Raw genomic sequence first — 19,014 nt, forward strand, 5'->3', positions numbered from 1 at the left:
CCGGTGGCCGAGCGCGCGCTCAGCGCGGTTCCCGCAGCACATAGCCGACGCCGCGCAGCGTGTGCAGCAGCCGCTTCTCGCCGGTGTCGATCTTGCGGCGCAGGTACGACACGTAGGACTCGACGACATTGACGTCACCTCCGAAGTCGTAGCGCCACACGTGGTCGAGGATCTTCGGCTTGCTCAACACGGTGCCCGCGTTGATGACAAAGTAGCGCAGCAGCGTGAATTCGGTCGGCGACAGCGAGACCGGTTGACCGGCCTTCCACACTTCGTGGGTTTCCTCGTCGAGTTCGATGTCGGCGAAAGTCAGTCGGGCGCTGCGTGGTTCGGCCCCGCCCTTGCCGGCGCGCCGCAGGATGACCCGCAGCCGGGCGACCACCTCTTCCAAGCTGAACGGTTTGGTCACGTAGTCGTCGCCGCCCAGGGTCAGCCCGGCGATCTTGTCCTGCAAGGAATCTCGCGCCGTCAGGAACAACGCGGGCGCGTCGATGCCGTCCGCGCGCAGCCGGCGCAGCACCCCGAACCCGTCCATGCCGGGCATCATCACGTCCAGGATCACCGCGTCGGGACGGGCCTCGCGCGCCCGGTCCAGGGCTTGGGCGCCGTTGGTGGCGGTGTGGACCTCGAACCCCTGGAATTTCAGGCTCACCGAGAGCAGTTCGACGATGTTGGCCTCGTCGTCGACGACGAGAACGCGGGCCTCCGGTTTGGCGTCAGTGGGGGTGGCCGATGTCATGAGGTGCTGGTGTCCCTTGCTTGAACGTTTGCTATGGAAAGATTGTGTGATTCCTGCGAGCTCAGTGCCAACAGACTGATAGTAGTCTGCCAGGAATCATCGCATTGCCTTGGGACGGATCGGGGTTTTCCGGGCCTCATCGTGCATAGACTCGGGGAATGAACCTCGCCAAGAACATCGTGTCGGCCGCGACCGCTCCGGCCCGGGCGGGGCTGGCCGCGGCGGACGCGGGTCTGAGCGTGGCCAGCGCGGCCGTCGGCGTGGCGAAGCGGGCGCTGGGCGACAGCGGCACCGCCGGCACCAACGCGATGACGTCGATGCTGGGCATCGACGACGCGATCGTGCGGGCCAACCGGCTGGCCCGGCTGCTCGACGACGACGCGCCGCTGGGCCGGGCGGTGGCGCCGGACGGGCCGCTCGACCGTTTGCTGCGCCCGGGCGGGGTGGTCGACATGCTGACCAGCGAGGGCGGCCTGCTGGACCGGTTGACCGCCGAGGGCGGCGCCCTGCAACGCACCCTGCAGCCCGGCGGGCTGGCCGACCAGCTGGTCGCCGAGGACGGGCTGATCGAGCGGCTGCTGGCCGAGGACGGGCTGGCCGACCGGCTGCTGGCCGAGGGCGGGCTGATCGACAAGCTGACCGCCAAGCACGGGCCGCTGGACCAGCTCGCCGACGTCGCCGACACCCTGGCGCGGTTGACGCCCGGGATGGAGGCACTCGAGCCCGCGATCGCCACGTTGCAGGACGCCGTCGTCGCGCTGACCATGGTGGTCAACCCGCTGAGCAACATCGCCGACCGGATCCCGTTGCCGGGCCGGCGGCGCCCGTCGTCGCGCGCGGTGCGATCGGCACGCGTGATCGACACCGACGAGTGAGCGATTAGGCTGGGCTCCGGGTTTTACCCCGCCTCCTTAGCTCAGTGGTAGAGCACTCGCCTTGTAAGCGAGCGGTCGTCAGTTCAATCCTGACAGGGGGCTCGCAGCATCGGTCGCCTTCGGGCGGCCTTCGTTTGGCCTTGCCCCGCAACGGCTTCGGGTTCGCACACCCTTCACGCGCGGCCTAGAGGCGATCGAGGCTCCGGTACCCGGTGCCGCCGAACCAGTGCCGGACCAGTTCGGCGTCGGCCGCCTTGACGACCTCCGGTGGGGAGCCGTCCCGCGTCGCGATCTCCAGCAGCCCGTAGTACGCCCAGCCGTTGCCGGGGAAGGTCCCGATCGGGGTCTGCTCGGGGTCGTCGCCCTTGGCCTTGTTGAGGCTCTTCAGCAGCAGTTCCTTGGCCGCCGCCAGGTGCAGGGCCCGCTCCATCGGATTGCCGGCGGCGATCGCCCGGCGGATAAGGATCGACGCCAGCGTCTGGCGCACGGGGTAGGGCCACAGGGGCGGCTCGTCGTAGGGCAGCTTGTCCTGGATGTCGACGGCTTCGTTGGCGACATCGGCCGCGGCGCCCCAATCGGCCTTGGCCGCCGACGCCCGCGCATGCCCCAGGTCACGCAGGATCGCGGCCAGGCACAGCTCGGGTTTCGGGAGCTCCAGCCTCGGATCGCAGTCCGCGTTCGGTTTGCCGCTGGCGGTTGCGTGTTGGCGGTATCTGGCGACGTCGCCGTCCAGCGTGTCCAGCCAGTGCGAGGAATTGTTTCTATCCCAAATATCGGCCATCAGCCGCGCGAAGTCGTAGGCGATGGTGGCCAACGGCTGCTGATTGAACGGGCTCGGCGGATCGAAGCCACGGATGTCGGCCGTGCTGGAGAAATTGATCTTGGCCAAATAGTAGGCGGACCGGTAGACGTCGGCGCGGAAACCGCTGGCGTTGTCGGGCAGCCACTGCAGCAACTTATCCGCGTAACGGTCGACGTCGTGTTCGTCGTCGTCTCCGCTCAACGCCGCGGCGGCGATCACGAAATGGATGTTGTGCAAATAATATCCGTACCGGTAGCGGTCGCCGTCCGGGCGGTACAGATGCGGTTCGGTCGCGAAATACCTTTCGTCGGCGTCGATCGCCTCTTTGTTGGCCCTGATCGCCTTCGGCATGTCGCCCATCCGGTAGTAGATGTGCGACGGCATGTGGACCAGATGACCGGAGTTCGGCGCCAGCGCCGCCAGCCGGTCCGCGTACTTGCCCGCCGCGCCCGGTGTGCGGGACTGCTCCATCAGGTGGATGTACCAGTGGATGGGGCCCTCGTTCGGCGGGTATTGGCTTAATTCCAAAGCCTTTTCGAGATACTCCCGCGCCTGCGTGGTCCGCGGGGACACGGGGTTCCCGTCCTTCCAGTACGCCCACGGCGTCATGTTCATCGCCGCGTCGGCGAACAGGGTGATGACGTTGGGGTCGTCGCGGCCGAACTCGTCCACCACCGCCTTCATCCCGTCGTAGTAGGCCTGGTTGCGGCCCGCCTGGCATTTCCTGGGGTCGTCGGTTTTCGGGCAGTCCCGATAGCGTCCGGTTAGGGCGGCGATGATTTTGTCGTCTTCCCCGTTCGGCTTTTGCCGGGCGGCGCGGCGCAGCGCGTTGTTCGCGGCGTCGCGGTCGGGCTCCAATTCCCTCGGCATGTTCAGGTCGACGCCCAGGACGAGGGCCTGCGCCCAATAGCACGCCGAGCAGGCAATGTCGTTGTCCTCGGCGTCACGCGCCGCTTTCTTGAATGCGCGATAGGCCTCGCGGTTGTTGAACCCGAAGTAGAAGCGCAAGCCCTGATCGAAATACTCCTGCGCCCAGGGCACGTGCCAATGCGCGCTTCCGAGGTAGGGATACAACGGGGGGTCGGGATCGTTCTCGGTCAGCCGCACCAGCGGACAGGCCTCGGTCGCCATCGCCATGGCATCCATGCCCTGCGACTCGTCTGCCGCGCCGGAGGCGACCATGCAGGGATCCGCCGGTTCGGACGGCGCACAGCATGCGGCGACGGTGACAGCGACGGCCATCGCGCCCGCCGACAAACGCCAGCGGACTGCATCGAACATGATTTCCCCCGTCGCGCGCCGGCAGAATCATCGGGACGAAGGGGACTTTATGCCGCAAACCGGTGGCGCTGCGGCGATATGACCGAACCGCTGCGCGCCGGCTACGGTTACCGGTGGCCCGGGATGTTGTCCAGGTCCCGCTGAATTCCCTGCAGATCGCCCTCGATGCCCTGCAGTTTTCCCTCGATGGCCTGCAGATCCGAGAGGGTGTTCTGATAGGCCGGGCCGGTCAGGTCGGCCGCGGTGGCTTGCGACTGCGGGCAGTAGGCGACGATGGCGCCGGCGGTGACCTCGGCGCTTTGCTCGGCGTTCCAGATCGACGAGCGCTGCACGAACCCGATGGCGTCGGCGAAATTGTGTTGCTGGGCCAGAAAGTCGCACACCGCGTGCCCCTGCTTCATCACGTAGTCCTGGCTGGGCACCGGCACGCCCTCGTGCTTCAGCGCGGCGATGAACGCCATGTCGGCCATCTCGATTCTCGGCGCGGGCGGTTTGGGCGCCGCCGCTTTGGGCGGCGCGGCCGACGGCGCGGGTTCGGTCGCCGGTGCCGTCGAATCGCGTTGGTGGACAAAGAAAATCATCACCGCGGCGGCTGCGACGGCGATCAGCGACAGCGGCAACGCCGCGAGTAGGCCGGCGCGGTGCAGCGCGCCGCCGTGCCGGCGGGGCGTGGCGGCCGCCGCGGTTTCCTGCGATGCCGCCTGGTCGGGGACGGCCTGGCCGGCGCTGTGGGCCAGTAGCTCGTCGAGCAGTTCGTCGACCTCGCGCGATGACGGTTGGCCGCCTTGCCGGTGAATCGATCGGCGCGCGAGGGCGATGCGCCGCAATTCCGCGTCGATGGTCTCGCGGTCGCGCATATCAACCAGTTTGAGAGTGTCGCGGCGTTGTCACAAGCCCCGGGCGCCGACCAATCCCGATCGATCGCCGCCGCGGCATTGATGTGGCGCGCCCGGATGCGAAAGACTCGCTGTGAACCCGTCGGCCCTAAGGATTCACCGTGAGCAATCGGCGCACCGCACCGCTCGTCGCCGCCGCGGTCCTGGTCGCGCTCGCCGGCTGTTCGCCGTCGCATCCGTCGGCCGCGCCGCGCCCAACGGCGACGCGGACCGCCGCGCCCTCGGCGCCGGCGTCGCGAATGGTGCCCGCCGACGCGGACACGCCCGGTGGCGCGCAGCCGCGGCTGGCCTCCGACCCGGCCCAGCTCGGCGACGACCTCGTCGCCGACGAGCGCGCCCTGCGCGACCCGGGTACGTCCGAGCCGGCCCTGACGGCGGCCGCGCACCGCGAACAGGCGGCCTACCGCGCCATCGCCCGCCATCCGGAGTGGGAGGCGGCCGCGCGGGGGCGGATCCCGGCCGAGCTCATCGACGTCTACGACCGCAACGTCGACGCCCGCCGGCAGCTCACCGCGTTGACTCCGGTGCGAAACACCTTGCCGGCGTGGCGAATCGAGCCGCCGGCCCCCGCCGACGAGCTGCTCGGCTACTACCACCAGGCCGAGGCGGAGTCCGGTGTCGGCTGGAACTACCTGGCGGCGATCAACTTCATCGAGACGCGGTTCGGCAGCATCGTCGGCGCGAGCACCGCGGGCGCGCAGGGGCCGATGCAGTTCCTGCCGTCCACCTTCGCCGGCTACGGGCAGGGCGGCGACATCCACTCGCCGCGCGACAGCATCCTGGCCGCGGGCCGCTACCTGGCGGCCAACGGTTTCGCCGCCGATCGGGACCACGCCATCTACGCCTACAACCACGCGAGCGAATACGTGCGCGCGGTCGACCAGTATGCGGCGCTGATGGCCGCCGACCCCGCAACCTTCGCCGCCTACTACCGGTGGGACGTCTACTGCTTCACGACGGCGGGCGACGTGTTGCTGCCCATCGGTTACGACGCGTCGTCACCGATCCCGGCCGCCGACTACGTGGCGGCGCACCCGCAGTGACGCGGATCAGTACAGCGGCACCCACACACCGAAGAACCAGTAGCCCCAACCGCCGTACTGCCAGTTGAAGACCGGGATCACGGTGAAGGTGTTGTAGCTGAAGGGCCCGAAGTCGGCCCGCGCCACCGCCACGTCACGCGGCGGTCCGTCCCACGGCCGGTTCCAGCCACCGGGAGGCGGCGGACCGTCCCAGCCGCCGGGAGGCGGCGGCCCATACCAGTTCGGCGGCGGGTGGTGCGGCGGCGGGCCGTCGTTCCAGCCGTAGCCGTGCTCGCGCGGCGGCGGGGGCGCGCCGCGACCCACAATGCTGAATTGGACGTCGGCACCGGCCGGGCCGCCGATCTGGGCGCTGGCGGTGACGACGTCGTGACGCGGCACGTACGGCGGGTGCGGCGGCTGGGTGTTGGGCGGGTTCAGCGCCGCGTAGCGCTGCCGCTCCGGTGGCGGCGGCGGGTTCTGGGTGTTCGCCGGCGCATTGGTCGGTCCGCCCGGCGTCGGCGGGTTCTGGTCGTGGTCGTAGGGCGGCTGGTTCTGCCCGTTCTGCGGCGGGTTCTGGCCGTGCTGGTTCGGCGGGTACTGGCCGCCGGGCTCGTTCTGCCCGCCCTGTGGCGGGTTGTTCGGGCCGTTTTGCGGCGGGTTGTTCTGCCCGCCCTGTGGCGGGTTGTTCGGGCCGTTCTGCGGCGCGTTGTTGGGGCCGCCCTGCGACGGGTTGTTCGGGCCGCTCTGCGGCGCGTTGTTGGGACCGTTCTGCGGCGCGTTGTTCGGGCCGTTCTGCGGCGGGTTGTTCTGCCCGCCCTGCGGCGGGGTGTTGCCGCCATGCTGGCCGCCGGCGCCGCCCCCGGGACCGGCCGGCTGGCCGCCGGGCCCACCGCCCGGCCCGCCGGGGTTGCCACCGCCACCGTGGCAGTTCGGGCACGGCGGCGGGGGGTCAAGCGGAGCCGAGTAGGCCGATCCGGCGTTCAGCGACGCCGCGGAGATGCCTAGGCCGGCCGCCACCGCGGCGGCGCCGACCACACGTTTCATTGACATAGCTGCGTCCCCCTTGGGTGTCCGACGGCCTGCACTACGGGCAGGTGGCGTCCAACTCGAATGACTTGGTTACCTGCTGTGGTTGCTGCGGGTTGCTCATGTCGACGCCGGTCGCGGTGCCCTTGATCGCCCACGTCTTTCCGTTCACCGCGGCCCCGGCGTTGCCGCCCTGATTCGGGGCGGCGTCGGAGAAGCCGAGCGCGACGCCGTTGACGGTGCCCAAGCCGACCGAATGCACCAGGGGCGGATTGCCGTTGCTGACCACGGCGCCCAGGCCGGCGGTCGGGTCGCCGATGCCGATGGTGGTCTTGTCACCGTTGGTGGTGCAGGTGACCTGCCCGCTGACGTTCTGGGTTTGACCGTCGACGATGAGCTGCGGGGCCGCCGCTACCGGCGCGCCCGACGAACCGGACGCCCCGGTGTTCGACTTGTTGCTCGAACAACCGGCGCTCGCCCCGATCACCAGGGCCACTCCGGCCACCCCCACTACGATCCCACGCTTCACTACTGTTCCCTTCGTGTCGCTGGTTCCGCCCGCCTCTTGCCGTTGGCCGCGCCGACAGCCCGTCAACAGTCCCGGGGCCGACGCGTTCGAGGCCGGTCCGGCGGATACCCCATGCCCCAGATGCGCAAACGTCACGGCAGAATCCGCAGGCCCCACCGGTCCAGCAGCGGATTGACCAGCATGAAGTAGGTGGTGTAGTCGTCCCCGTCGGGCGAGGACATCAACAGGCCCACCGCGCTCACGCTGCCGTCGGGATTCATCACGAACCCCGGGCTGCCGCTGTCGCCGTCCAGGCTGAACACGCTGGCCTCGACGACGTCGCCGTCGACGCCCTTGATGGCACCGCACGTCTCCCCGGTGACCGCCCCGATCTTGCAGAACGGCATGCCGACCTGAATCTGGGGGCGGCTCAACACATCCCGCACCTGATACCTGCCACCGACGTCACCGACGGGCATGCCGACGCTCGGCTCGAGCCGGATGATCGCGGCGTCCCGCTTGTCGCCCTCGTGTTCACTGGCCGAGATCCTGCCCAGCGGAGCGTCGTTCCCGTACGTCCACTCCGCGCCGTCGTGCGCGTCGCAGTGCCCACTGGTCATCAGGTAGTAGCTGCCGTCGGAACCCTGGGCGGCGAATCCGGCTGTGCACCTGCCGTTTTCGTGATCGACGCCGATGCCCGGCGACGGCGGCGGGGCCGGCAGGGCCGGAGGGGGTGCCGCGCCCGCGGTTTTCGCCACCGCCGTGGCGGCCACCAACACCGCCCCGACGAGCCCCGACCCCCGCAGCCACGACACGGTCACGCCGCCCTCCTCCGCTTGCGCCCGGCAGATAGTAGCAGCGCCGCCGGGCCGAAAGAGGCCGGCGCCCAGCCCTTCCCATGGTTCATTCGACGTCGAGGTGGCGGGCCAGGAAATCCAGCACGGCGTCGGCGAAAACGTCGTTGCGGTCGCCGGCGACCATGTGCCCCGCCCCGCGCACGTCGGTGAATTCGACTTGGGGGAAGCGCGCCAGGAACTCGTCGGCGCGCTCCTGGCTGACCAGGTCGCTCATCTGGCCGCGGATCATCAGGATGGGCACGCCGTCGCGCAGGATCGCCTCGACGGCCGCGTGCATCCGATCGGGGTCGGTGACCTCGAACGGCGGGAAAGCCGCTGTGCCGCTGATGAATTGCGGATCCCAGTGCCAATACCAGCGATCGCCGCGGCGACGCAGGTTGGTGGTCAGGCCCTCCAGATCGGTTGGCCGCGGCCGGTGCGGGTTGTATTCGGCGATCGCGTCGGCGACCTCGTCGAGCGAGGCGAATCCCGAGTCCACCCGGTCGGCCATGAAGGCGTGAATCCGGTTGGCCCCGGATTGATCCATGTTCGGCACGATGTCCACCAGCACGACCGCGCTCGCGATGCCAGGGGACAGTTCGCCGGCGAGCAGCATCGAGGTGAAACCGCCGAGAGAGGCGCCGACCAGCACCGGCTTCGGGGGCAGCGTGCCCAGCACCGCCTGCACGTCGGCGGCGAAGCTGACGACCCGGTAGTCGCCGTCGCCGGACCAGTCCGATTCGCCGTGCCCGCGCAGGTCGACGGTGACCGCCTGCCACCCGCGGGCGGCGACGGCGGCGGCCGCCTTGCCCCACGACCGCCGCGTCTGCCCGCCGCCGTGCAGGAACACCACGGCGCGCGCGCGAGGATCCCCGAGACGGTCGGCGACGATCTGAACGCCGCCGGGGCCGCGGATCGTGAAGGGTTCGGCTGCCATGGGCACCAGGTGATACTAAGGCGGCCCCCGGCCGGGCCCGCGGTGGCTTAACGTCAACGGCATGCGTCTGGACGAGTACATGGCGTTGGATGCGACCGCCCTGGCCGGGCTGGTGGCGGACAAGCAGGTCACGCCGGCCGAACTGCTCGCGCTGGCACGGCAGCGCGCGGACGCGGTGAATCCGCGCCTGAACGCCATCGTGTGCCGGCTCGACGACGTCGCCGACCGGCAAGCCGCCGACCCGAACCTGAGCGGGCCGTTCGCCGGGGTGCCGTTCCTGCTCAAGGACCTCGGCCAGGAGTATCGCGGCTTTCCCACCTCGTGCGGGTCACGGTCGCTGGCCAACGACGTCGCCGACCGGCACGCGCTGGTCACCCAGCGGTTCCTGGACGCGGGGCTGGTGATCTTCGGCAAGACCAATACGCCCGAGTTCGGGGCCAAGGGGGTGACCGAGCCCGATTACTGGGGACCCGCCCGCAATCCGTGGGACACCGAACGCACCCCCGGCGGCTCGTCGGGCGGATCCGGCGCGGCGGTGGCGGCCGGCATTGTCCCGGCCGCGGGCGCCAACGACGGTGGCGGGTCGATCCGCATCCCGGCCGCCTGCAACGGCCTCGTCGGCCTCAAGCCCAGCCGGGGGTTGGCGCCCTACGGCCCGCAGACCGGCGAGCTGATGCTGGGCATGGCCACCCAGGGTGTGGTCACCCGCACGGTGCGCGACAGCGCCGCGCTGCTGGACGCGATCATCGGGCACCACCCCGACGCGTCCTACCGAGTTGCGCTGCCGGACAAGCCCTTTGCCCAACAGATCACGCGCCCTCCGGGACCTCTGACAATCGGGTACTCGGCCCGTTCGGCGCTCAACCCGCGCCCGGACCGCGAGGCCGTCGCCGCCGTCGAGAACAGTGCGGCCCTGCTGAGCGCGTTAGGCCACCGGGTGCGCGAGGTTGCCCCGCCCTACGACGACGCCGCGCTGGGGCGTGACTTCCTGACCATCTGGTTCGCCCAGCTGCACCAGCAGGTCGCCGACATCAGGAGGCGAACCGGGGCCCGCGACAACGACTTCGAGGCCGACACCTTGGCAATCAGTGAGCTCGGCCGGTCCGGCGGGGTGCTGCCGGTGATGTCCGCCCTGGAGAACAGGAACACCTACATCCAGTCGCTGGCGGCGTTCCACGAGGGCTACGACTTCTTCCTCACGCCCACCCTGGCCACCCCTCCCCTGGTGGTCGGTGCCACCTCGACGTCGGCGGCGCTGCAGCGCGCGGCCCGCCTGGTCAGCAGGGTGCGCGGCGGTAAACTGATGCGGCTCAGCGGGATTCTCGATGACCTCATCCGGGAGAGCCTGGGCTGGGTGCCCTACACGCAGCTGGCCAACCTGACCGGGCGGCCCGCGATCAGCGTGCCGCTGCACTGGACCGACGACGGCCTTCCGCTCGGTGTGCAGTTCGTCGGGAAGCTCGGCGCCGACGGGGATCTGCTGCAACTGGCCGCGCAACTCGAGCAGGCCCGGCCGTGGGCGCAGCGCCACCCGGCGCCGGTCACCCCACCGAATTAGCCTGTGGCCCAAGCGCTTACGCGCTCAGCGGGCGGGACCGGCGTCCTCCGGTCCGCGGGGTCCGCGCCACAGCCGCGCGAAGCGGCGGGCGATGGCACCGAGCCGGCCGCCGCCATGTTGGGAAGCCTTGATGCGACCCAGGGTTTCCCGGCTTTCCTTTGCATAGTCCTTGACGGATTCGTCGCCTTCCTCGGCGCGCATGCCTGCCCTCCAATCCTGTCCGCGTCCGCCTCGCGCTCGGGCGGCTCGGAATTTCGCGGCCGCGCCGCCGGGAGCGGCCGCAAGCGTGTCTCGGCCCTTCGCTCGGCTCAGGGCCGCGTACCCGCGGGGTCTGCCGCTTACACTCCAGCCGTGAATCTGGCGCGAACGGGGTCACCGGTGCACCGAATCCCGCTGACCATCGGCATCGCCGTGGTCGTGCTGCTCGCCGCCCTCGCGGCGCCCATCAAGCAGCGCTGCGGCGCGCCGGGGCTGTCCTGCGCCTCGACGCTGGACACCGAGGGCAACGCCCACTACTACTACGAGGTCGAACCCGTCGGCGTCTACCTCGCCGAGATCGTCACCGGCAGCAACATCGCGCTCTTCTACCAATCGGGCGAAGACCTGGTCAAGGCCCGCTAGCGCGGCCAGGTGCGGTGTCCGCGCGGTAACGAATGCGAGTCGATCCGGACAGCGCCGTGTTCGGCCCGAGACCTCCCGGAGATCGGCGCGGCCCCACCCGGCCCCAGACCGGGGGTAAACCCGCAGGTGGGGCGGCGATCGCCGGCGCAAACCGGCGCCACCCACGCGCCCGGTTGCCCCTGGTGACGGGTGCTCTCGATTGGGGGCTTCACAGCGAGCTAACGCATACTTGTCACCATGCTTGGAGCAACATCGCCGCAAACCGCCGTCACGGCGCCCGGCGATGTGCTGGGTGTGGGCAGAGGGTTGTGATGGCCCGCTCGGGCGGTGCCCATCGCCGCCATCGAGCCGTCCGTCAGCCCTCCCGTTTCCGTAAGGGGCTGACGCGCACCCTGGGTGCGCTGGTCTCCGTGGCGGCGATCGGGCTGACCGGCGCCGGATACTACGTCGCGCACGGCGCGCTGGGCGGCATCACGGTGTCCAACGCGCTGCAACCCGACGATCCCCGCTCCAGCGGCGACAACATGAACATCCTGCTGATCGGGCTGGACTCGCGGAAGGACCAGGACGGCAACGACCTACCGTATTCGATCCTGAAGCACCTGCACGCGGGCGATTCCGACGACGGCGGCTACAACACCAACACGCTGATCCTGGTGCACGTCAGCGCCGACAACAAGGTCGTCGCGTTCTCCATCCCCCGCGACGACTGGGTGCCGTTCAGCGGGGTGCCCGGATACAACCACATCAAGATCAAGGAGGCGTACGGGCTGACCAAGCAGTACGTCGCCCAGAAGCTGGCCAACCAGGGCACCAGCAGCCAGAAGGAACTCGAGACCAAAGGCCGCGAAGCCGGTCGGGCGGCGACCCTGCGCGCGGTGCGCAACCTGACCGGGGTGCCCATCGACTACTTCGCCGAGGTCAACCTGGCCGGCTTCTACGACCTGGCGCAGACCCTGGGCGGCGTCGAGGTGTGCCTGAACCATCCCGTCTACGACTCGTATTCCGGCGCCGACTTCCCGGCCGGGCGCCAGCGGCTGGACGCGTCCGAGGCGCTCTCGTTCGTCCGGCAGCGGCACGGCCTGGACAACGGCGATCTGGACCGCACCCACCGCCAGCAGGCGTTCATCTCCTCGGTCATGCAGGAGCTGCAGGCGGCGGGCACCTTCACCAACATCGACAAGCTCAAGAATCTGATGGCGGTGGCGCGCAAGGACGTGGTGCTGTCGGCGGGCTGGACCGACGACATGATCCAGCGGCTGGGCGGGCTGGCCGGCGGCAACATCGAATTCCGCACGCTGCCCGTGGTGCGCTACGACAACATCGACGGTCAGGACGTCAACATCGTCGACCCCGCGGCGATCAAGGCGGAGGTAGCGGCCGCGATCGGCGCCGACGCGCCGACGTCCGCGCCCACCAGCACGTCCGTCGCACCCGATCCGTCCACGGTGGTCGACGTGGTCAACTCCGGCAGCATGAGCGGGCTGGCCAGCGAGGTGTCGCACGCGCTGAAGAAGCGGGGCTACACCACGGGCCAGGTCCGCGACCGCGAGTCCGGCGACCCGGCCGCCACCACCATCGAGTACGGCGCCGGCGCCCAGAACGACGCGCGCAACCTGGCCAACCTGCTCAGCCTGGACGCGCCCAACCAGCCCAGCCCCAGCATCGCGCCCGGCCACATCCGGCTGACGGTGGACACCAACTTCACGATGCCCACCACCGACGACACCCAGCTGGACGACACGACCAGCACCAGCAGCACCACCACGTCGAGCAAGGCCAAGACCTACTACTACAACGGCACCACCACCACGTATCCGACGCCGGATCAGGGGAAACCGATCGACGGCGGCGGCGTGCCGTGCGTGAACTGAACTCTCAGGCGTGGGTTCCGCCGTCGATGCGGATCTCGGTGCCGGTGATGAACGCGCCGTCGTCGGACACCAGCATGGCGATCACCCCGGCGACGGCGGTGGGCTCGGCCATCCCCGTGCCGCTGGATTCCACCGTGGTCGGCAGCACCGGCAGCAACCGCGAAAACAGCGACCAGTCGGCGTCTTCGGGGATGTAGCCGCCGGTGGCGTCGGTGATGCCGGACTTGATGCTGCCCGGCGCCACGCACACCGCGCGCAGGCCCCGGCGCGCGTATTCCAGCGCCAGCGAGTGGGTGAAGGCCTGGATGCCGCCCTTGCTCGCGGCGTAGGCAGCCATATAGGGGTGGGCGAACGAGGCCGACGTGGAGCTGAAGTTCACCACCGCGCTGCGCGCGTTGTCCAGCAGCGCCGGCAGCGCCTCCCGGACCACCAGGAAGGTCCCGGTCAGGTTGACGCCGATGATCTGGTTCCACAGCTGCAGGCTGGTCTGGTGGGTGTGCGCGGCGCGCAGCATGCCGGCGGCGTTGACCAGCGAATCCAGGCCGCCCAGCTGCTCGACGGCGACGCGCACGCCGTCGACCACCGCGTCCTCGCGGCCCACGTCCATGGTCACGGTGACCAGCCGCTCGGCGGTGCCGGCCTGCGCCGCCCGGTCGCGGGTCCGCTCCAGCCCGTCGACGGCGACGTCGGAGGCGGCCACCGCGGCGCCCTCGTCCAGCAACCGCAGCGCGGTCGCCTGGCCGATGCCCGACGCGGCGCCGGTCACCAGAATCCGTTTGCCCTCAAGCCTTTTCATGCGATTCTCCCGGCTCAGACCACGCCGCGCAGCGCGTCCTGGCCGAACATCTGCACCATCATCGACGAGTAGTCGGGGCCGCGACGCAACATGTGGCCGCCGTCGACGTTGATGCACTGGCCGGTGATCCAGCCGGCGGCGTCGCTGAGCAGAAACATCGCCAGGTTGGCGACGTCCTCGACCTCGCCCACGCGGGGCAGCGGCGTGCACTGGGCGTAGTCCGCGCTGATCTCCGGCGACTGAATCACGCTGGCGTCAACGAGATCCGTGCGGATCAGGCCCGGGCGGATGCTGTTGACCCGCACCCACGACTCCCCGAGTTCGTCGGCGGCCAGCATCATCATGTGGTCGATGGCCGACTTGGTGACGCCGTAGGGCCCGAACCAGCGGTGGGTGTTGCTGGCGGCGATCGAGGAGATCCCGATGAACGAGCCGCCGCCCCCGCGCACCAGTTCGCGCCCGACGTGCTTGAGCACGTACATGGTGCCGTTGACGTTGAGGTCGACGGTGTTTCGCCATGCCTCCGAGTCGGTGTGGGTGATCGGCCCGACCGTCAACGAGCCTCCGGCGCAGTGCACGGCCCCGTGCAGCCGGCCGTGCCATGCCGTCGCGGCGTCGACCGCGCGGACCACCTCGTCCTCGTTGGTGACGTCCGTGGGCTCGTAGCGGATCGCCCCGCCGTTCCCGGCGCGGTCGGCCAGCGGTGCGATCTCCTCGACGGCGCCGGCCAGCCGGTCCGGGTTGCGGCCGACGATCATCACGGACGCCCCGGCCGAGACCAGGCCCGCGGCCACGCCCTTGCCGATCCCGCTGCCGCCGCCGGTGATGAGATAGGTCCGGTCTTGGAAGGAAAGCTGCACGCGAGGCCCTTTCGAACTGGAACAGGTTCTAGCTATAGAAGCATGTCCCCTCGGGGTGAATATCGCTACCCCCGGTCTCGTTAGGGCTCGCTACGGGGTGTCGCGGCGGGCCAGCCTGGTCGGCTTGGCGTTGCGCCAGTCCTCGACGTCGGGCGGCAGGCCGACCGGATAGCGGTTCTCGTTGTGCGCCGCCCAGTGCGCGTGACCCAGCTCGTGGATGTGGAACGCGTGCCGCAGCGCCTCCGTGAAGCCCATCGCGTCCGAGGCGGCGTTGACCGAGTCCTTGATCAGCAGGGCGGCCATAGTCGGCCGCTCGGCGATGCGGCGCGCGAATTCCAGTGTCTTGTCGGCCAATTCGTCGGCCGGGAACACCTTGGACACCATGCCCAGCCGGTAGGCCTCGTCGGCGTCCAGCGCATCACCGGTCAGCAGCAGCTCTTTGGCCTTGCGGGGGCCGAATTCCCAAGGGTGCGCGTAGTATTCGACGCCCGGCATGCCCATCCGGACGCCGACCACATCGCTGAACTTGGCGTTGTCGGCGGCCACGATCAGATCGCACGCCCAGATCAGCATCAGGCCGGCCGAGATCGCGTTGCCCTGCACCTGGGCGATGGTGATCTTGCGCAGATCGCGCCAGCGGCAAGTGTTTTGGAAGAAGTAGTGCCACTCCTGCAGGTAGGTCTTCTCCGCGATAGGATCGCGGGTGGCGCCGTTGAACCGGAAGGTCGGATGCTGGCCCGGCCCGGGCTGGCGTTCGGCGAGCGCCAGCTCCGAGCCCAGGTCGTGACCGGCGGAGAAGTTTTTGCCGCGCGCAGCCAGGATGACCACCCGAACGGCGTCATCGGCCTCGGCCCGCACGAACGCCTCGTCGAGCTGAACGAGCAACCCGCGGCTCTGCGCGTTGTGGGCGTCGGGCCGGTTGAGCCAGATGCGCGCGATGCGGCCCTCGTCGAGGGTTTCGTAGGTCACCAGCTCCTCGGCCGGCCGGGCGCCGGGCTGCGCCCCCGCTTGTTCGGAGAGAGTCATTGCGCCCACCTCGCTTGTCGTCGGCTCAGGATTGTTTACACATTACGGCCAGTGTGTAACCGGAACGCCCCGGGGTTGACGGTCAATCCGGCGGCCGCTGATCCAGCGGCCGCAGCCGATGGTCGCGGGTGAACACCAGCCGGACGATGCCGAGCGCGACGACCACCGTGGTGGCCGCGACCGAACCCAGGATCAAGAACATCACCACGGCCTGCACCAGCACCGCCTGCAGCGGCGGCACGCCGGCCAGGATGAGCCCGGTCATCGCGCCCGGCAGGAACACCAGGCCGGTGGCCTTGGTCGTCTCGATCTGCGGGGATATCGCCGACCGCAACGCGATCCGCAGGTAGGGGGAGGCGGCCTGGCCCGACGGCTGCCCCAGTGCCAGCCTGGCCTCGACCTCGTCGCGCTTGTCGCGCAGCTCGTCGACCAACCGCCGGGCCACCAGCACCATGGCGGTCATCGAATTGCCGATCATCATCCCCGCCACCGGCACCAGGGTGCGCCCCTGCAGCGGGAACACCCGCAGCCCGAAGAGCACCCCGAGCGTCACCACCGCGGCGGCGGCGAACGCCGCCACCGCCAGCGGGGCGAACCGCGGCACCTCGGGCGCCCGCCGCCGGGCCACGTCCCCGGCGTAGCCGACCATCCCCGCGACCCAGGCCCACGACCACCACAGCGACCGGCCCGGCTCGAACAGCAGCGTCAGCGCGCCGCCCACCAGCAGCAGCTGCACCAACGCGCGGGAGGCCGCCCACAGCAGCTGGCGCTCCAGGCCCAACCGCCGCCACAGCGAGATCGCGCCCGCGAACGCCACCAGGATCAGCGACGTCGCCAGGCCCAGCCAGCCGACCTGGCCGTTCATCGCGGCACCGCGCCGTCGTCGGGCCCGCCGCCGACTTGGCTGAGCCCCAGGCTGCGGCCGCGCTCCAGCCGCAGCACCCGGTCGGCCGCCCGCGTCACCTGCGCCGCGTCATGGGTCACCCACAGCGCCGGCGTGCCGTCGGCGGCCAGCTCCCGCACCGCCCGCTCGATGACTTCGGCCGCTTCGGCGTCGACGGCGGAGGTGGGTTCGTCCAGCAGCAACACCTGTGGGCGGGCCATCAGCGTGCGGGCCAGGCACACCCGCTGCGCCTCGCCGCCGGACAGGGCGAGCACGTCGCGGTCCAACCACGCACCGGTAAGCGCCACCCGGTCCAGCGTCTCGCGCATGCGCGCCTCGTCGGCGTCCGGGTCGGCCACCCGCAGGTTGTCCGCGACGGTGCCCGGGAACGGGGTCGGGCGCTGGAAACACATGCCGACCCGGCGCCGCAGCCACAGCGGGTCCAGCCCGGCGATGTCGGAGCCGTAGAAGGACACCCGCCCGCTGGTCGGCAGCTCCAGCCGGTTGCACAACCGCAGCAGGGTCGATTTGCCCGATCCCGACGGCCCGAACACCGCCGTCACGCCGCGCCCGGGAATCGCGGCGGTCAGCCCGTCCAGCGCCCGCAGCCCGCGCCGTTCGACGACGACGTCGACGAACTCGAACACCGGCTCCTCAGCGGTCACCCGCTCATCCTGCAACACCGCGGCGCCGGCCGACCGTGTCTTCGCGCGCGGCGCGGCGAATCCCTGCAAACCGGCGATAAATACGCTCGACGCCCGTTAGCTGGTGAGACACAGCTGCGGCCGCTCGCGCGCGTCGCTTACAGTTAAGTCATGCCTACGAAATCTGATCCGGGCGAAATCGGCGACGTCGAGCCGGTCGCCGACAGCACTGCGAGCCAGGCCAGGCGGGTCGTGGCGGCGTACGCCAACGACGCCGACGAGTGCCGGGTCTTCCTGTCCATGCTCGGTATTGGGCCGGCGAAGCTCGACACGTAAATGGCTCCCGGGGGAGGGCGAGGCTCGAAGACGGCCAGCTACGGCAACTCCGACTTCGTCGTGGTCGCCAACCGGCTGCCGGTGGATCAGGAGCGGCTTCCCGACGGCAGCACGGCCTGGAAGCGCAGCCCCGGCGGCTTGGTCACCGCCCTCGAACCGCTGCTGCGCCGCCAGCGCGGGGCATGGGTGGGCTGGCCCGGGATCGTCGACGAGGACGTCGACCACGAGGACGACCCGATCGTCCAGGACGAGCTGGAGCTTCGGCCGGTCAAGCTGAGCGCCGACGACGTCGCCGAATACTACGAGGGCTTCTCCAACGCCACGCTGTGGCCGCTGTATCACGACGTCATCGTCAAACCGATCTACCACCGCGAATGGTGGGACCGCTACGTCGCCGTGAACCGCCGCTTCGCCGAGGCCACCTCGCGCGCCGCCGCGCGCGGCGCGACCGTGTGGGTGCAGGACTACCAGCTGCAGCTGGTGCCGGCGATGCTGCGCGAACTGCGGCCCGACCTGACCATCGGCTTCTTCCTGCACATCCCGTTCCCGCCGGTGGAGCTGTTCATGCAGCTGCCGTGGCGGACCGAGATCGTCAAGGGCCTGCTCGGCGCCGATTTGGTCGGGTTCCATCTGACCGGCGGCGCCCAGAATTTCCTGTTCCTGTCCCGGCGGTTGATCGGCGCCAACACCTCCCGCGGCGCGGTGGGGGTGCGGTCACGCTACGGCGAGGTGGAGCTGGAGTCCCGCGTGGTCCGGGTGGGCGCCTTCCCCATCTCCATCGACTCCACGGCGCTCGACCAGACGGCCCGGCACCGCGATATCCGGCGCCGCGCCCGCGAGATCCGGGCCGAGCTGGGCAACCCGCGCAAGGTGCTGCTCGGCGTCGACCGGCTGGACTACACCAAGGGCATCGACGTTCGGCTGAAAGCCTTTTCGGAGCTGCTGGCCGAGGGCCGCGCCAAGCGCGACGACACCGTGCTGGTGCAGCTGGCCACCCCGAGCCGGGAGCGGGTGGACAGTTATCAGCAGCTGCGCAACGACATCGAACGCCAGGTCGGCCACATCAACGGCGAATACGGCGAGGTCGGGCATCCGGTGGTGCACTACCTGCACCGGCCGGTCCCCCGCAACGAACTCATCGCGTTCTTCGTGGCGGCCGACGTCATGCTGGTCACGCCGCTGCGCGACGGGATGAACCTGGTCGCCAAGGAGTACGTGGCCTGTCGCAGCGACCTCGGCGGGGCGCTGGTGCTGTCCGAATTCACCGGCGCCGCAGCCGAACTCCGGCAGGCGTATCTGGTCAACCCGCACGACCTGGAGGGCGTCAAGGACACCGTCGAGGCCGCGCTCAACCAATCCGTCGAGGAGGGCCGGCGCCGGATGCGGTCGTTGCGCCGGCAGGTGCTCGCGCACGACGTCGACCGCTGGGCGCGTTCGTTCCTCGACGCGCTCGCCGAGTCGGGGCCGCGTGACGGCTGATCGGGCGCTCTCGCC

Annotated in this window: 20 protein-coding genes and 1 tRNA gene; 8 read left to right on the plus strand and 13 right to left on the minus strand. The window is 70.1% G+C overall.

The features are described 5' to 3' along the window. Positions 1 to 19: 19 nt before the first annotated feature. Positions 20 to 739 (minus strand): two-component system response regulator PhoP, encoded by a 720-nt coding sequence (phoP, locus tag H7I87_RS06155; RefSeq protein WP_003875752.1) that lies wholly within the window; start codon positions 737 to 739, stop codon positions 20 to 22. Between the two features lie 158 nt (positions 740 to 897). Between phoP and H7I87_RS06160 the strand changes: the two genes are divergently transcribed. Beyond that, positions 898 to 1,614: a hypothetical protein gene (locus tag H7I87_RS06160; RefSeq protein ID WP_003875751.1), complete on the plus strand. Its 717-nt coding sequence runs from the start codon at positions 898 to 900 to the stop codon at positions 1,612 to 1,614. A gap of 30 nt (positions 1,615 to 1,644) precedes the next feature. Further along, positions 1,645 to 1,716 (plus strand) — tRNA-Thr (locus tag H7I87_RS06165). Between the two features lie 82 nt (positions 1,717 to 1,798). Here H7I87_RS06165 and H7I87_RS06170 read toward each other — a convergent pair. Then, a complete protein-coding gene (locus H7I87_RS06170) occupies positions 1,799 to 3,658 on the minus strand; it encodes a tetratricopeptide repeat protein (protein ID WP_033724894.1) in 1,860 nt (619 codons plus the stop codon). A 146-nt stretch (positions 3,659 to 3,804) separates the two neighbouring features. Beyond that, positions 3,805 to 4,554: a DUF732 domain-containing protein gene (locus H7I87_RS06175; protein ID WP_011723699.1), complete on the minus strand. Its 750-nt coding sequence runs from the start codon at positions 4,552 to 4,554 to the stop codon at positions 3,805 to 3,807. A 140-nt stretch (positions 4,555 to 4,694) separates the two neighbouring features. On the opposite strand from H7I87_RS06175, the gene H7I87_RS06180 reads away from it, so the two are divergent. Continuing rightward, positions 4,695 to 5,636: a lytic transglycosylase domain-containing protein gene (locus H7I87_RS06180; protein WP_011723698.1), complete on the plus strand. Its 942-nt coding sequence runs from the start codon at positions 4,695 to 4,697 to the stop codon at positions 5,634 to 5,636. A 6-nt stretch (positions 5,637 to 5,642) separates the two neighbouring features. Here H7I87_RS06180 and H7I87_RS06185 read toward each other — a convergent pair whose 3' ends face one another. The 4 genes from H7I87_RS06185 to H7I87_RS06200 form a co-directional block, all read right to left on the minus strand. Further along, on the minus strand, positions 5,643 to 6,665 hold the full coding sequence (locus H7I87_RS06185) for an MAP_0585 family protein (protein WP_023861927.1): 1,023 nt from the start codon (positions 6,663 to 6,665) through the stop codon (positions 5,643 to 5,645). A 34-nt stretch (positions 6,666 to 6,699) separates the two neighbouring features. Beyond that, a complete protein-coding gene (locus H7I87_RS06190) occupies positions 6,700 to 7,170 on the minus strand; it encodes a lipoprotein LpqH (protein ID WP_023861928.1) in 471 nt (156 codons plus the stop codon). A gap of 131 nt (positions 7,171 to 7,301) precedes the next feature. Beyond that, positions 7,302 to 7,970 (minus strand): S1 family peptidase, encoded by a 669-nt coding sequence (locus H7I87_RS06195; protein ID WP_003877170.1) that lies wholly within the window; start codon positions 7,968 to 7,970, stop codon positions 7,302 to 7,304. 82 nt (positions 7,971 to 8,052) lie between these two features. Continuing rightward, positions 8,053 to 8,922 carry an alpha/beta fold hydrolase gene (locus H7I87_RS06200; protein WP_011723696.1) on the minus strand — a complete coding sequence of 290 codons (870 nt, stop codon included), beginning with the start codon at positions 8,920 to 8,922 and terminating at the stop codon, positions 8,053 to 8,055. A 61-nt stretch (positions 8,923 to 8,983) separates the two neighbouring features. Here H7I87_RS06200 and H7I87_RS06205 point away from each other — a divergent pair, with 61 nt between their 5' ends. Further along, positions 8,984 to 10,480 (plus strand): amidase, encoded by a 1,497-nt coding sequence (locus tag H7I87_RS06205; protein ID WP_023861929.1) that lies wholly within the window; start codon positions 8,984 to 8,986, stop codon positions 10,478 to 10,480. 24 nt (positions 10,481 to 10,504) lie between these two features. Here H7I87_RS06205 and H7I87_RS06210 read toward each other — a convergent pair whose 3' ends face one another. After that, positions 10,505 to 10,681, minus strand: coding sequence for a hypothetical protein (locus H7I87_RS06210; RefSeq protein WP_003875741.1), 177 nt, complete (start codon positions 10,679 to 10,681; stop codon positions 10,505 to 10,507). A gap of 150 nt (positions 10,682 to 10,831) precedes the next feature. Here H7I87_RS06210 and H7I87_RS06215 point away from each other — a divergent pair, with 150 nt between their 5' ends. Together H7I87_RS06215 and H7I87_RS06220 are read left to right on the plus strand one after the other, a co-directional pair. After that, positions 10,832 to 11,101, plus strand: coding sequence for a hypothetical protein (locus tag H7I87_RS06215; RefSeq protein WP_003877168.1), 270 nt, complete (start codon positions 10,832 to 10,834; stop codon positions 11,099 to 11,101). A 311-nt stretch (positions 11,102 to 11,412) separates the two neighbouring features. Further along, entirely contained in the window at positions 11,413 to 12,975 is a 1,563-nt protein-coding gene (locus tag H7I87_RS06220; RefSeq protein ID WP_085989539.1) for an LCP family protein, read from the plus strand. 4 nt (positions 12,976 to 12,979) lie between these two features. Here H7I87_RS06220 and H7I87_RS06225 read toward each other — a convergent pair whose 3' ends face one another. From H7I87_RS06225 to H7I87_RS06245, 5 genes are all read right to left on the minus strand, one after another. Beyond that, on the minus strand, positions 12,980 to 13,771 hold the full coding sequence (locus H7I87_RS06225; protein WP_009974856.1) for an SDR family NAD(P)-dependent oxidoreductase: 792 nt from the start codon (positions 13,769 to 13,771) through the stop codon (positions 12,980 to 12,982). 14 nt (positions 13,772 to 13,785) lie between these two features. Continuing rightward, complete coding sequence (locus tag H7I87_RS06230) at positions 13,786 to 14,631, minus strand: SDR family oxidoreductase (RefSeq protein WP_011723693.1); 846 nt, start codon at positions 14,629 to 14,631, stop codon at positions 13,786 to 13,788. Between the two features lie 90 nt (positions 14,632 to 14,721). Further along, positions 14,722 to 15,657 carry an enoyl-CoA hydratase gene (locus H7I87_RS06235; protein WP_003875736.1) on the minus strand — a complete coding sequence of 312 codons (936 nt, stop codon included), beginning with the start codon at positions 15,655 to 15,657 and terminating at the stop codon, positions 14,722 to 14,724. Between the two features lie 82 nt (positions 15,658 to 15,739). After that, entirely contained in the window at positions 15,740 to 16,522 is a 783-nt protein-coding gene (locus H7I87_RS06240; RefSeq protein ID WP_003875735.1) for an ABC transporter permease, read from the minus strand. After that, positions 16,519 to 17,274: an ABC transporter ATP-binding protein gene (locus H7I87_RS06245; RefSeq protein WP_009974853.1), complete on the minus strand. Its 756-nt coding sequence runs from the start codon at positions 17,272 to 17,274 to the stop codon at positions 16,519 to 16,521. Before H7I87_RS06245 ends, H7I87_RS06240 begins: the two co-directional genes overlap by 4 nt. Before the next feature lie 81 nt (positions 17,275 to 17,355). Here H7I87_RS06245 and H7I87_RS06250 point away from each other — a divergent pair, with 81 nt between their 5' ends. Next, positions 17,356 to 17,520: a hypothetical protein gene (locus H7I87_RS06250; RefSeq protein WP_003875733.1), complete on the plus strand. Its 165-nt coding sequence runs from the start codon at positions 17,356 to 17,358 to the stop codon at positions 17,518 to 17,520. Continuing rightward, positions 17,521 to 18,999 carry an alpha,alpha-trehalose-phosphate synthase (UDP-forming) gene (locus H7I87_RS06255; RefSeq protein ID WP_033726299.1) on the plus strand — a complete coding sequence of 493 codons (1,479 nt, stop codon included), beginning with the start codon at positions 17,521 to 17,523 and terminating at the stop codon, positions 18,997 to 18,999. Positions 19,000 to 19,014 lie beyond the last annotated feature (15 nt).

Origin of the sequence: Mycobacterium timonense, from assembly GCF_025821985.1 — a bacterium.
GTDB classification, from domain to species: Bacteria; Actinomycetota; Actinomycetes; order Mycobacteriales; family Mycobacteriaceae; genus Mycobacterium; species Mycobacterium avium.